General features: G+C 46.3%; 12 protein-coding genes. 7 read left to right on the top strand and 5 right to left on the bottom strand.

Features of this window, described 5'->3' with window-relative positions; genetic code table 11:
• Positions 1-36: 36 nt before the first annotated feature.
• The 3 genes from fabD to UNH61_RS01230 all read right to left on the bottom strand — a co-directional run bounded on the left by fabD (position 37) and on the right by UNH61_RS01230 (position 2106).
• A complete protein-coding gene (gene fabD / locus UNH61_RS01240; RefSeq protein WP_326990285.1) occupies positions 37-927 on the bottom strand; it encodes an ACP S-malonyltransferase in 891 nt (296 codons plus the stop codon).
• A 124-nt stretch (positions 928-1051) separates the two neighbouring features.
• Positions 1052-1639 carry a GTP cyclohydrolase I FolE gene (folE, locus tag UNH61_RS01235; RefSeq protein WP_326990284.1) on the bottom strand — a complete coding sequence of 196 codons (588 nt, stop codon included), beginning with the start codon at positions 1637-1639 and terminating at the stop codon, positions 1052-1054.
• A 53-nt stretch (positions 1640-1692) separates the two neighbouring features.
• Entirely contained in the window at positions 1693-2106 is a 414-nt protein-coding gene (locus tag UNH61_RS01230) for a 6-carboxytetrahydropterin synthase (protein ID WP_326990283.1), read from the bottom strand.
• Between the two features lie 114 nt (positions 2107-2220).
• Here UNH61_RS01230 and mqnB point away from each other — a divergent pair, with 114 nt between their 5' ends.
• The 7 genes from mqnB (at position 2221) to UNH61_RS01195 (ending at position 11676) form a co-directional block, all read left to right on the top strand.
• A complete protein-coding gene (gene mqnB / locus UNH61_RS01225; RefSeq protein ID WP_326990282.1) occupies positions 2221-2910 on the top strand; it encodes a futalosine hydrolase in 690 nt (229 codons plus the stop codon).
• Positions 2911-2916: 6 nt separating this feature from the next.
• Positions 2917-3714: a 1,4-dihydroxy-6-naphthoate synthase gene (locus UNH61_RS01220; protein ID WP_326990281.1), complete on the top strand. Its 798-nt coding sequence runs from the start codon at positions 2917-2919 to the stop codon at positions 3712-3714.
• Between the two features lie 33 nt (positions 3715-3747).
• Complete coding sequence (locus tag UNH61_RS01215; RefSeq protein WP_326990280.1) at positions 3748-4356, top strand: sigma-70 family RNA polymerase sigma factor; 609 nt, start codon at positions 3748-3750, stop codon at positions 4354-4356.
• A gap of 127 nt (positions 4357-4483) precedes the next feature.
• Entirely contained in the window at positions 4484-5497 is a 1014-nt protein-coding gene (locus tag UNH61_RS01210) for a FecR domain-containing protein (protein WP_326990279.1), read from the top strand.
• A 95-nt stretch (positions 5498-5592) separates the two neighbouring features.
• Positions 5593-9039 carry a SusC/RagA family TonB-linked outer membrane protein gene (locus UNH61_RS01205; protein WP_326990278.1) on the top strand — a complete coding sequence of 1149 codons (3447 nt, stop codon included), beginning with the start codon at positions 5593-5595 and terminating at the stop codon, positions 9037-9039.
• A 12-nt stretch (positions 9040-9051) separates the two neighbouring features.
• Positions 9052-10512, top strand: a complete 1461-nt coding sequence (locus tag UNH61_RS01200) for a RagB/SusD family nutrient uptake outer membrane protein (protein ID WP_326990277.1) — start codon at positions 9052-9054, stop codon at positions 10510-10512.
• A 3-nt stretch (positions 10513-10515) separates the two neighbouring features.
• The gene (locus UNH61_RS01195) at positions 10516-11676 is read left to right on the top strand and encodes a TlpA disulfide reductase family protein (RefSeq protein WP_326990276.1); all 1161 of its coding nucleotides are present in this window, start codon (positions 10516-10518) and stop codon (positions 11674-11676) included.
• A 123-nt stretch (positions 11677-11799) separates the two neighbouring features.
• Here UNH61_RS01195 and UNH61_RS01190 read toward each other — a convergent pair whose 3' ends face one another.
• Both UNH61_RS01190 and UNH61_RS01185 read right to left on the bottom strand, forming a co-directional pair.
• Positions 11800-12639, bottom strand: a complete 840-nt coding sequence (locus tag UNH61_RS01190) for an aminotransferase class IV (protein ID WP_326990275.1) — start codon at positions 12637-12639, stop codon at positions 11800-11802.
• A gap of 274 nt (positions 12640-12913) precedes the next feature.
• A complete protein-coding gene (locus UNH61_RS01185) occupies positions 12914-13570 on the bottom strand; it encodes a CoA transferase subunit B (RefSeq protein WP_326990274.1) in 657 nt (218 codons plus the stop codon).
• Between the last annotated feature and the right edge of the window lie 9 nt (positions 13571-13579).

Raw genomic sequence — 13579 nt, 5'->3', positions numbered from 1 at the left:
GCATTCTTCTTTCTATATTCCTAATCCTTAATTGCTTTAGTTTATTCCATTCACCGCCGCAGTCTTATCTATCTTCTGCACCAGTCCCTGTAATACTTTTCCCGGGCCTACTTCGGTGAATTCACCGGCGCCGTCGGCAATCATTGCCTGAACGGACTGCGTCCATTTTACGGCACCCGTAAGCTGATTGATCAGGTTTTCCCGGATCTGTGCAGGTTCCGTAACAGCAGCTGCTACTACGTTCTGGTATACCGGGCAGGATGGCGTGTTGAAAGTGGTTGCATTAATCGCGGCCTGCAGTTCTTCTCTGGCAGGGGCCATCAACGGAGAGTGGAAAGCACCGCCAACAGGGAGTATCAATGCCCTCTTGGCACCAGCAGCTTTCATTCTTTCACAAGCGATCTCCACACCTTTGACAGAACCGGAAATCACCAGCTGTCCGGGACAATTATAATTTGCAGGCACTACAATCTCACCGATTTCCGCAGTAACAGCGGCACAAATTTCTTCCACTTTTGCATCATCCAGCGCCAATACAGCTGCCATGGTGGATGGCTGTACTTCGCACGCTTTCTGCATAGCATTGGCACGGATAGCCACCAGCTTTAAAGCATCTTCGAATGATAATACACCGTTTGCTACCAGGCCCGAAAATTCGCCCAGTGAATGCCCTGCTACCATATCCGGCCGGGAATGCTCTGTGCACAGGAAAGCAATGACTGCATGCAGAAATACTGCAGGCTGTGTTACCTTTGTCTGCTTCAGATCTTCCTCAGTACCATTGAACATAATATCAGAAATACGAAAGCCTAAAATATCATTTGCCTGCTCGAACAGGGCTTTAGCTTTTTCATTTGTCTCATACAGATTTTTACCCATACCCGGGAACTGGGAACCCTGACCCGGAAATACGTAAGCATGCTTCATAGTGGTGATGGTTGTTTTCAGATTAATTTTTTCAAATATACGAAAGAGCGTTGGCTTTTAGCTTTTAGCAAAATGCAGCGAAGATAACATTCGCTGCATTTTGCTAAAAGCTAAAAGCTAACACTTATTTGTTGATCAACTTCATGAACTCCGACCTGGTAGTACCATGGGCGAATTGTCCGCTGAAAGCGGAAGTTGTAGTAACAGAGTTTTGTTTCTGCACTCCGCGCATCATCATACACAGGTGCTGCGCTTCAATCACCACTGCTACTCCCTGAGGTTGCAGCGTTTCCTGGATAGCACCCAGAATCTCATGGGTCAGCCGCTCCTGTACCTGCAAACGGCGGGCATATACATCTACTACCCTTGCGATTTTACTCAGACCTGTAATATATCCATTCGGAATATAGGCTACATGGGCTTTCCCAAAGAAGGGCAGCATATGGTGTTCACACATAGAATATAATTCTATATCTTTTACAATCACCATCTCGCTATAGGCTTCTGTAAATTTCGCTCCGTTCAGAATTTCACGGGCATCCTGCTGATACCCCTGTGTGAGGAACTGCATTGCTTTAGCCACGCGCTCAGGAGTTTTTAACAAACCCTCCCGTTCGGGGTCTTCCCCCAGTAAGTGCAGGCATTCTTTATAGTTCTCTACAAGACCGGACGTGATCTTTTCATCATAACTTTCATTCTTATTATACGCCATTCTTATATGATTTAAACAAATTCCAAAGGTCAGGCATATACTATCTTCCTGCACTATTTTCCTCCGTAATACTCTACGTATATGCGTGGGGTCTCAAATAATTTAATACAATGCAGCTGAACTTCGGCAGGCAGGTGTTTTGCCAGCTGATCCCAGATGGCAATGGCCAGGTTTTCGGCAGAAGTGAATTTGCCTTTCATGAAATCAACATCCATATTGAGATTCCGGTGATCTATCTTCTCTATAACAGCATCTCTGATAATTACTCCCAATGTTTTGGCATTGAATACAAAACCAGTTTCGGGGTCAGGATTGCCCTTTATCGTAACATGTAACTCATAGTTATGACCATGCCAGTTCTCGTTGGCGCATTTTCCAAAAACTTCTTCGTTCTTCTCTTTGCTCCAGGCCGGGTTAGACAACTTATGCGCCGCATTGAAGTTCTCTACTCGCGTTAAGTAAATCATTTTTGCAAAAAATTTTCGCAAAAATACCACTATTAACTGAGTACTGCCAATTTATCCTAATTCCTGTCAATTGTTTTACACAGGAAAGCGCCTTTTTTGACTTACTTTTATCCCATGAAAATTTTGGTAACAGCGGCTACCACACTGGAAATAAAGCCTTTTTTACAGTACGTGGACCAGCATAACCGGTCCCTGAAAGCAGCCAACTGCGATGTAGATGTCCTGATTGCCGGGATAGGAATGATGCATACTGCCTTTCACCTGGGCCGGCATCTGCTGATCCATAAGCCGGATCTGGCTATACAGGCCGGTATTGGCGGAAGTTTCCGCCGCGACTGGGAACTGGGACAGGTAGTGCTCGTGAAACAGGAATACCTGGCCGACCTTGGAGCGGAAGATAATGATCAATTTAAAGATTTATTTGATATCCAGCTCTGGCAGCCTTCTCAGCCTCCTTTTACCGGTAATTGCCTTGTGAATACCTTTACCGGTGTTCCGGAGCTCCCCTTCCTCCCTACTGCTACCGGGGTTACCGTCAACCTTGTCAGTGGCAGCGCTCCTACCATCCGGAAACTAACAGAAAAATACCACCCCGACGTGGAAAGCATGGAAGGCGCTGCATTTCACTACGCCTGCCTGCTGGAAGAAGTGCCCTTTCTGCAGCTACGCAGTATTTCTAACTACGTGGAAATCAGAGATAAAAGCAAATGGAATATACCATTGGCCGTAAAAGCACTAAATGAAGAATTAATAAAGACCGTACACGCTGTGGCCGGCCTGTCAGCAGCAACAATAAAATTCTGATAGTATATGCATTTATCTTTAGGATTCTCACCTTGCCCGAATGATACCTTCATTTTTGACGCACTGGTTAATAAGAAGATCGACACGAAAGACTTTACATTCGACACCCATCTGGAAGATGTGGAAACGCTGAACAACTGGGCATTGCAGGGAAAACTGGCCATAACAAAGCTGAGTTTTGCCGTGTACCTCAAGGTAAAAGACCAATATTCCCTGCTCAACTCCGGCAGCGCCCTGGGGCGCGGCTGCGGCCCCTTGCTGATTGCCCGGGAAAATATTCCGCTGGAAAAGGTCAAAGATCTTACCATCGCCATCCCCGGAGAAAACACCACCGCCAATCTGCTGTTCTCCATTGCTTTCCCGGAAGCTAAAAAGAAAAAAATAATGGTATTCTCCGAGATCGAAAATGCAGTGCTGAACGGAGATGTAGACGCCGGAGTAATCATTCACGAAAACAGATTTACCTACCAGCTCAAAGGCCTCGTTAAATTAATGGATATGGGAGAGTACTGGGAACAAACTACCGGTAATCCAATCCCTTTGGGCGGTATATTCATCCGCAAAGACGTGCCGGCAGAGACCCGCGAACAACTGGATGCGCTGATAAATCAAAGCCTGCAGAATAGCTATACTACTTATCCACAACTGTCGGATTATGTGAAATCACACGCCCAGGAAATGGATGAACAGGTAATGCGGCAGCATATCGATCTTTATGTCAACGATTTTAGTCTTGACCTCGGCAACGAAGGCAAAGCTGCTGTGGATGCTTTGATGGATGCTGCAGAGAAAATCCGGCGCTAAAGAGCGCTTTTTTTTTCGTTCTTTTGTTGCAGTATGATAGATAACAAGGATACTGACCTTTGGAACAGATTCCGGCAGGGAGAGGAACAGGCGCTGTATGCATTGTATGATAAATACTATCACCTGCTCCTCTTCCTTGGCCTTAAAATATGCGCCAGAAGCGAACCGGTAAAAGACTGTATCCAGCAGGTATTTCTTTATTTCTGGGAAAAAAGGGAAGGACTGGAGGCTGCCAGTAATGTGCGCAGCTATATTATCACCTCCTTCAAACGAAGACTGCTGGGCCAGCTCCAGCAGGAAAAAAAAGATCATGGGTTATTGTCAGTATGGATGGAGACCAACACCAGCGACACTACTCCTTCTTCAGAGCAACTGATGGTACAGCATCAACAACATGCCGCCACCATCGCCCGCATTCAGGAAGCCATCGGCCTACTGAGCCCCCGGCAAAAAGAACTGATCAATCTGCGTTTTTACGAGAACCGCAGCTATGAAGAGATCACCACAATAACCGGACTTACTCACCGTACTGTTTACAACCACCTGTACGAAGCACTTAAAACCCTCAAAGGATCATTGGAACAGGATCTTAGATCCGGCAAACTGCATTTGAGAACACTGTTGCTGTTACTACCATTTTAACCTGCAATAATTAGATAGTTTTTAACAAGACGTCTTTAAAATAGATTATTTCAAAATCTGGATCTTTTTGAGAGCAATACCTGGTAAAAGAAAGCATGCCGTCGCTCTACTTTAAAAATGATTGATAATGCGGCCTGATGAATTGACTGAATTAGATCTGTTACTGGATGATTCCTTTCTGCAATATATCCGGCGGAATAACGACGCTGCCATTGCAAAATGGGAAAACTATATCGCGCTGCATCCGGAAATAAAAGAAACCGCAGCGGCGGCAGTATCTCTCTATTATAACATTAATATCAGTGAAGCCGAAAGCGACAAAGCCACGCAACTGGCCAGGTTGCGGGCAAGCATAGAAGCCGGCAATCCTGTAAACATACGCCCTGTCAGGCGCTTCAGTTCATGGTGGCGCGTTGCCGCTTCCATATTGCTGCTGGCAGGCATCACATGGCTATGGTCCAGGCAACGGCAGTCACCGGCAACCAGGCCCACTGATAGCTATCTCGTATATTCCAGCGAATGGGGTCAACGTAAAATACTGACGCTGCCGGACGGATCTGAAGTACTACTGAATGCCAACACAACAGTTCGGATTCCTACCGGATACGGAAATAAAGAACGACTCGTGGAACTGATAAAAGGAGCCGCATTGTTTGATGTAAAAGGCGGAACCGATAATCCATTCATCGTGCGCAGCAACGACCTGCAGACAACCGTACTGGGAACATCATTCATGGTTAAATCCTCTCCCACCGCACTGTCGACCGTTTCTTTACTTAGTGGTAAAGTCAGGGTGAACGGGCAATCTCCACAAACAACACCGGTAATTCTTTCTCCGGGAGAACAGGCAGGATGGGATCGCCATACGCAACAGTTACATAAACAGTGCTTCGATACAGTGGCCCTCCGCACCTGGAAAACCGGGAAACTGGTATTCGGACAGGCAAGCGCCACCGATGTGATCCACCGGCTGGAAGACTGGTACGGCATACCATTCGAAATCAACGGCCATGTAAAAAACAATATTCGCTTCTCTGGCTCTTTCGACAACGATAAACTGGAAAAAGTATTAAATGTATTCTGCTTTACAGCAGGATGTAAGTTCGAGATGCAACCAAATAAAGTATTGATTCAATTTTAAATACGGCGTTTCCACCAAAATCGCTAAATCGGGTATTTGCACTGGTAGTCAACACCTGTGCATATCTAATCAACCATTACATTAAAAACTGACGCATGAATTTTAGTTATGCGCGCACGCACGCGCCGTTACGCATTGCCTGCAAATGGCAAGTCCCTTTTCTGATGTTCCTGATGCTGATAACCGGAATAAGTGTCTATGGTCAACAGCGAAAGACAATTACACTGGATAATGTTGCAGTACAAACAGCCTTCCGGAAAATAGAGAATGCCTACCAGGTAAAATTCTTCTATACCCAGGACGTACTTCCTGCTATCTATGTAACATTGCCCGCACAACAACGGAATATCCGTGAAATACTGAACGACCTGGAACAGGCCACCGGTCTTAGATTCAAACAGAGCGGTAACATGATCGGGGTGCGGAAGGCTTTCGATCCTGCTCATGTCACCAAACCAACTCCGATAATAAAAGGCAGAGTGACCGATCGTAAGGGGCAACCTCTACCTGGAACGACTATACGTAATATCATTTCCGGCAAGGGAGGCGTAACAGATGCAAATGGTTACTTCAGCATTGAAAGTTTTGAAAGAGAACCACTCCTCATCAGCAGCATCGGCTATCGCCAGCAAACAGTGCCGGCATCAGGCGCTAATATGCAGATAAATATGGAGGAGGATGCTACCAGTCTTGGTGGTGTGGTAGTCATGGGATACACCACTAAACAAGTCAAAGAACTGACAGGCGCAGTACAAAAGATCACTGGCGAGCAGCTGCGCAGCTCGGTTTCCTCTTCCAACATCCTTTCTATGTTAAAGGCTAAAACCACCGGCATGTACATCGTTGAGCCACTGGCCACAGCCGGAGCTAAAGGGCAGGTGCTGCTAAGGGGTGAATCATCATTACCCTCCGGAAGCAGTTACTTCGGGCCACTCCTCGTGGTGGATGGTGTCATATCCACTGCTCAAAACTTACAGGATGTGGTGAACCCGACTGATGTAGAAAGTATCACTATTTTGAAAGATGCCGCCTCCACAGCTATCTACGGCTCACGGGCGGCACAGGGAGTTATCGTGGTAAGCACAAAGAAAGCCGCAGCCGGTAGTGGTGTGAACGTGACAGTAGATACCCGGTACGGCATTATTAAACCCAATCGTGCTATACGCATGATGAATACCAGCGAAGCCATTGCCACCATGGACAAAGTGATGCTGCGCAAATGGCAGGAAACGCCCACATTACAGCAGCAATTTGCCACGCCGGAAGAGTTTATCCGTCAACGTAAGATCTACAGCGATGACGATAGAACTAAGAACTTCGATTGGGAAAAAGCAATGTTCAATGATGGGCACTTCTCCGATATCTCCCTCGGTATTAACAGCGGCAGCGAGCGCACCATGGTCTATGCCGGGCTCGACTGGTACAAAGAACAGGGGATCAATTACGGTAATACATTCGATCGCCGCAACCTACGTGTGAATATTGTTCAGAACTTCAGCAGGAATATCTCCGGTGGAGTGAATCTGAGTGCAATTATCGACAGAGGCATTACCCGGAACGGGGTTCCGGAGCTCTACATGACGCAACCGTTTGGTACACCATACAACAACGGCACACTGGTCGACAGCATCCCGGTTAAACAATCCGGCAACTTCGGCGTTCCATATACTACCTGGAAGCAGAATTTTCTGGCCGAAAAAAAATATGATAACACTTCCGTCACCAATAACCAGCATTATACAGGAACAGGATGGCTGAGTTACCGTATGCTCCCCTGGCTGACCGTAAAAACAGTCAACACTATCGACTACATCAATGCACACACAAACTCCTATCTCGATCCGCGGAGTTATTCAGGTAAATATGGTGGATTTCCTTACCTCTTTTCCTCTTCATCTCCTCTGCTTCCAAATGGTACGCTGACCATCGGAGACACAAGATCTTTCAACTTCACGTCTACCAACACCTTAAACATCGACAGGCAATTTGGCGACCACAGGTTCAATTTCCTCGCCGGAACAGAATGGGCTAAACGCACCGCTGAATCGAACAGTATTAATATGTACAACCTGCTGCCTGGGGAAAGAAACGCCGGAGCTGCCCGGAACTTTGGTGGTCCTATTGAGGTAGCGTACAACCTCCCTTACCGCCCCGGCGGAAGTTATGCTGAAAGAGCCAGTTTTTCGGCATTCGGTGAGCTGAACTATAACTATCAGGCAAAATATTATGCCGCAACATCAGTGCGCACAGATGCGTTTACAAATTTTGGTCGCAACAAAAGATATGGTACTTTCTATTCCGTCAGTGCCGGATGGGCCATCAACAAGGAAGCATTCCTTGCTGATGTAAAGAGTATCGACCAACTAAAGCTGCGGGTAGTACATGGTACCTCTGGTCGTGATGTGGGCGATTCATACCTGAATCAAACCCTTTACGCCATCAACGGAAACCAATATACCTACAATGATGTGAATACCATCGGTGCTGCCATTTCACAGCTTGAAAACCCCAATATCAGCTGGGAAACAACTGTAAACAATACAGCCGGTATAGACCTGGGTTTATGGAAACGTATTGAACTCTCCGTGGATGTTTATTCCAAACTCAGTAAAAAACTATTGCAACAGGTGTATGTCAGTTCTGGTCAGGGTTCTTTCCAGCAATATCAGAATGTGGGTGAGGTAGAAAACAAAGGGCTGGAAATAATGCTGAATACAAGGAATATAGACGCCCGCAACTTCAGCTGGACAACTAACCTCAACATCAGTTTCAACAAAAACCAAATCCGTAAACTATACGGCGATTCACTGCTCGACAATTACAGCCGTGCTTTTTACCGGTACGTGGGTGAAGATATAAATGTGATCAAAGCTATTAAATACGTTGGCGTAAATCCCGACAATGGTGCGCCACTATTCCAGAACTATGATGCTTCCGGCAAATTACAGGTGGTGGAAGGTGCCGGCAATATATCCGACATCCGCAATTACCAGACCGTTGGATCTGCCACGCCAAAATTCTTCGGCGGATTCACCAATACCTTTACCTACAAACAGTTCTCTTTAAGTGCCGAGATATGGTTCCAGGTAGGCAACTACACCGCCATGAACGTGATCAATAACTTCCAGGATCCTACCGCTCCGTTCCTCGGACGGAATAATGTGAACTGGCAACCCGCCCAGAAAATATGGCAACAACCCGGCGATAAGAACGCCAATTACCCTGATGCATACAGCAGTAATATGAATAAATGGCAGGTTTTCAGCAGCCGCTCTTCCCTTATGTTCGGCAACGCCAGCCATCTGCGTATGCGGAATATCCGCCTGGGTTACGATCTTTCACCTAAGACGCTGGCGAAACTACATCTGCAACGTGCAGGCGTTTTCGTTAGTGCTGACAATGTTTTTGTCATCAAGCGGAAAGATTATATAGGAGCCGATCCGGAAGGCGCTTCTATCGGCAACTCCACCGCTTATTCCGGCGTTGGCATTGGTAACGCCAATCCCCGCCGTATCACCGCCGGCTTTAATGTAACCTTCTAAACTACTACTATCATGAAGCATAAAATATTATCTGCAGCTTTGGGCATACTCATACTGAGTGCATGCAATAAACAATTGGATGAGCTGCGGCCACACAACGTTACCACAGAAGATGCACAGTTCAGCACACCTGATGGCTTTTCTCAGGCAGCATTGGGATTGTATCCAATGGTCACTACGGGCGTAAGTATGGAAAGCAGTTTCTTCGGATACGGCGATATTACCATGTTCCTGGGTGAAGTACACGGCAACAATATCAAATCCAATGATCTGCTTCCCGGCAAGTACACGGATTCCTTCGACTTCCTGAACTCCCCTGACAAAGATCATACATGGAGCTACTATCTTTGGAGAGGCAGTTATTTTACCATTCTCCACTGCAACAAGCTGTTGGATCATGTTACATCTACAGAGCAGAATACAGCTAAATTACAGGCAAAAGCAGAGGCCCTTTTTATCAGGGCATTTGTGTACTTCAACCTGGTTCGTTTTTACGGCAAACCCTACTACCAGGATGCTGCCGGCTCACCGGGGGTAATGCTGATTACCACTGCCAGCAACAGTGCCGGCAACAACCCTCCCAGGGCTACTGCTAAAGCCATATACGACCAGATCATCGCTGATCTTGAAACAGCGATGCCGTTATTCAACCAGGAAAAGGGAAACAGTTTTGCCGGTAAACAAGCGGCGGCGGCCCTGTTATCGCGCGTGTACCTGTATATGGGTGGCACTATGCAACAACCTAACGCTACCTTCAACCAGAAAGCAGCGGCCTATGCCGATCAGGTGATCGGCAGCAATAAATACAGCCTCTTAAAAAACGCCGACTATCAGGCCTATTATAACAGTAGTAATAAAAATAATAAGGAAGATATTTTTGCCGCCAATATGGATTTCGGTAATGCGTCCATCAGCCAGCAATACGCGTTTCCGCCGCAGATCAATTATACAGGAGGAAGCTACCGGCCCTCTCCGGATCTGCTGTCGTTGCTGCAACCAGGCGATTTACGGCGTGCTCATTACATCCTGAATGTAACTCCCGGATATCCGAACGACAGTATCGCTACTACCAAGTACATGTACCTGTACAAGGCTATTTACAGTAAATCTCCATTCCGCTATATACGGTTGGCAGAAGTATATCTGAACCGTGCAGAAGCCAACGTAAAGCTGGGTAATGATGTTGCTGCACTGAATGATCTCAATGCTATCCGTAACCGGGCCGGGCTGGCGTCCGTGAGCCTCAGCGGCCAGGCATTATTTAACGAAATACTGCTCCAACGGCGCATTGAGTTAGCTTTCGAAGGCCATAACAGCTTCGATTACTTCCGTAACGGGCTGCCAATGATCAGGAATTATACATCGGCTCAAAGCGGGGCAATGAACGTCGCGGCCACCAGTCCAAAGATATTATTGCGCGTACCAATGGAAGAAATCATACTCAATCCTCATCTCACCCAAAACGATCAATAACACATGAAAAAAATTATCTGCGTACTACCGTTTACGTTATTATGTGCCAGTGTTCTTCACGCTCAGCGGCAATTCAGCATAGCTGGCGCCGTGAGTGGAAAGGGCGCACAAAAATATTATCTGTTGTATAACAACGGCAATAAGCGTGTTACAGACAGTGCTGAAGTAGTGAACGGAAAATTCAAATTTGCCGGCGCACTTCCTGAAACCACACGGGGCTATATGACTGCTACAGTCACCGGCAGACCGGCTGAAAATGACCAGCTGAGTGTTTTCCTGGAGCCTGCTCAAATGACACTTTATATCCCGGATGGAAATCTTAGTAAAGGAATCCTGAAAGGCTCTGTTACCAACGACGAAAACCAACAACTCGAAAAACAAAAAGCAGCTGCCACTGTGCAATATCAGCCACTACTGGAAGCGTTGCGCAAAGAAAAAGATCACGATAAAGCCGCTGCGATCCGCGAGCAGCTGACCCCTTATTTCAACACCAATAGTCAGCTGTCGCGAAAATTTATCCTCTCACATCACAACTCCTACCTCAGCCTCTTCCTGATGCGTTTCGAAGTAGGCAGCATGACGCTCGATTCTGCGAAATACTATTTCAACAGCCTGAACAAAAAGTTGCAGGAAAGCAGTGATGGAAAAGAAATGGCGGCGGAAATAAAACAATTGGAAGCAGGATCTCCTGGCGGCACAGCCTATAATTTCAGTAAACCCGATATCAACGGCCAGCCACTTAGCTTAGCTGATTTCAGAGGAAAGTATGTGCTGGTTGATTTCTGGGCAAGCTGGTGTGTGCCTTGCCGCCAGGGCAATCCGCATCTGCTGGAACTGTACAAACAATACAGGGAAAAAGGCTTCGAAATCATCAGCGTTTCAGACGATGACCGCAACCACGATGCATGGAAAAAAGCAGTAGAAAAAGATGGCATCGGCGTTTGGAAACACGTGTTACGTGGACTGGATATGGATAAACGGATGAAGAATATTTCCAACCCGGAAGACATCAGTGAACATTTTGGCATTCATTCACTGCCTACTCAGATATTGATAGATCCTAAAGGGATAATCGTTGCCCGTTATGGTGGCGGTGGAGAAGAACATGAAGCGCTCGACAGCAAACTGACACAGATATTCAGCAAAACCAACCAACACAACTAAGCCCCAATGCTGCGGCCCGGTATTCACACCGGCCGCAGCACCTTTGTTACTTTATATCGCTAACGCATATACGAAAATGGATTCGAGCGGGAAAATACATGGCTGCGCTACTGACTCTTTCGATTACAGCATATTTTCATGTAGCAGCTCATGCAGTATTGCGGCGGTGGCGTTGCCATAACTACTATCGCGGAACCGGCCTACCCAGCGGATCCCATAGATGGCATTCGTCAGAAATATTTCATCTGCATTCTCCAGATCCTCTATCTCCAATGGCTTCTCTATTACCTTGAAAGGAAGTTCTGCTTTCAGCAGGTGTTTTCGCATCACGCCGCACACGCCACCCTCCGACAACGGAGGGGTATAAAGCGTTTTGTTATGTACAGCGAAAACATTGGCGATAGTACTATCAGCCACCCGGCCATATGGATTGAGTAATACTACCTCGTTGAGGTGGTGTTGTTTGGCGTAAAGCGCTGCCATCACGTATGGCAGACAGTTATTGGATTTGACAGAAGAAAGCTTGTCACAACTCTTTCTGACATCCGGGAAAATATCTATCACCAATCCTGTCTGATTCAGTTCCAGTACTGTCCTATTCAGTTCCCAGCATTGGATAATATAATTGGGAAGATTATTAACAGGATCATATAATCCTCCATCTGAACGAAATATAGCGATCCTTACCCTGGCCATCTGCGATACATTGTTTCTATGGCAGAGCTCCAGCACCTGTTTAACAAAAAACGCCTTGGAATAATGAGTAGGAATATCGAAATGAAGCAAATGTAAACTAGCCAGCAAACGTTCATAATGCAGGTCAGCGAGTAATACTTTTCCCTGGTATACTTTCAGGGTTTCAAAGAATCCATCGCCATATCTGAAAGATCGATTGTCAGCAGTAAGAATCGGGTCCGCCGCAGGAATATATTTACCATTATAACAAAGAAAACCAACTTGCACCTCGAGCTATTTTTCATTGTGAAAGGTACCACTTATTTAGGTATTTCTGAATTTTTGCATATCCGGATTTTGTTTCAGTCAGGTATGTATACTTTAATGAAATATCTGATAAAATTCTTACAAAAGAATCACCGCTCCCTGAACAAAATCAGGTGTTACCATGTCACCGCCGATCATACAAAAATTCTTCATATTAAAAAGATCATTCAAACAAAATGCCCTGTTGACTGATGTAGTCAGCAGGGCACGGTATCGGTTATACGAAAATCTGTGATTACAATTTCATCTCGGGAATTTCCCCCTCTATAATAAGTTTACCGGCAGTTTTGGCGCGGATCTCTTCTACACTCACTCCCGGCGCACGCTCCAGCAATTTAAATCCTTCCGGCGTTACATCCAGCACTGCAAGCTCCGTCACAATTTTCTTCACACAGTTAACACCCGTCAGCGGCAGCGTACACTGAGGCAGCAGCTTACTTTCTCCTTTCGGATTCGTATGCATCATGGCCACTATGATATTCCTTGCAGAAGCCACCAGGTCCATCGCGCCACCCATTCCTTTCACCATCTTCCCCGGTATCTTCCAGTTGGCAATATCACCGCTGTCGGATACTTCCATAGCGCCCAACACCGTAAGATCTACTTTGCCCGCCCGGATCATCCCAAAGCTTTCAGCTGAATCAAAAAAGCTACCACCTGGCAGCAGTGTTACTGTTTCTTTCCCTGCATTGATCAGATCTGCATCAATCTCTTCCGCTACGGGATAAGGGCCCATACCCAATATGCCGTTCTCTGATTGTAACATAATGGAAACCCCTTCCGGGATATAGTTGGAAACAAGCGTAGGGATGCCAATTCCAAGATTGACATACATTCCGTCGCGCAGTTCCTGTGCAATTCTTTTGGCAATGCCATATTTATCGAGAGGCATAAATGTCAG

This window comes from Chitinophaga sp. 180180018-3, assembly GCF_037893185.1.
Taxonomy (GTDB): Bacteria; Bacteroidota; Bacteroidia; order Chitinophagales; family Chitinophagaceae; genus Chitinophaga.
Note: the sequence above shows the minus strand (reverse complement) of the source record. Positions and strands in the feature narration are given on the sequence as shown.

Coding starts and splice junctions, on each gene's coding strand:
- UNH61_RS01200 (WP_326990277.1), top strand. CDS start 9,052: ATGAAGCATAAAATATTATCTGCAGCTTTGGGCATACTCATACTGAGT.
- UNH61_RS01195 (WP_326990276.1), top strand. CDS start 10,516: ATGAAAAAAATTATCTGCGTACTACCGTTTACGTTATTATGTGCCAGT.
- mqnB (WP_326990282.1), top strand. CDS start 2,221: ATGAAAATTTTGGTAACAGCGGCTACCACACTGGAAATAAAGCCTTTT.
- UNH61_RS01185 (WP_326990274.1), bottom strand. CDS start 13,570: ATGCCTCTCGATAAATATGGCATTGCCAAAAGAATTGCACAGGAACTG.
- folE (WP_326990284.1), bottom strand. CDS start 1,639: ATGGCGTATAATAAGAATGAAAGTTATGATGAAAAGATCACGTCCGGT.
- UNH61_RS01205 (WP_326990278.1), top strand. CDS start 5,593: ATGAATTTTAGTTATGCGCGCACGCACGCGCCGTTACGCATTGCCTGC.
- fabD (WP_326990285.1), bottom strand. CDS start 927: ATGAAGCATGCTTACGTATTTCCGGGTCAGGGTTCCCAGTTCCCGGGT.
- UNH61_RS01215 (WP_326990280.1), top strand. CDS start 3,748: ATGATAGATAACAAGGATACTGACCTTTGGAACAGATTCCGGCAGGGA.
- UNH61_RS01210 (WP_326990279.1), top strand. CDS start 4,484: ATGCGGCCTGATGAATTGACTGAATTAGATCTGTTACTGGATGATTCC.
- UNH61_RS01220 (WP_326990281.1), top strand. CDS start 2,917: ATGCATTTATCTTTAGGATTCTCACCTTGCCCGAATGATACCTTCATT.
- UNH61_RS01230 (WP_326990283.1), bottom strand. CDS start 2,106: ATGATTTACTTAACGCGAGTAGAGAACTTCAATGCGGCGCATAAGTTG.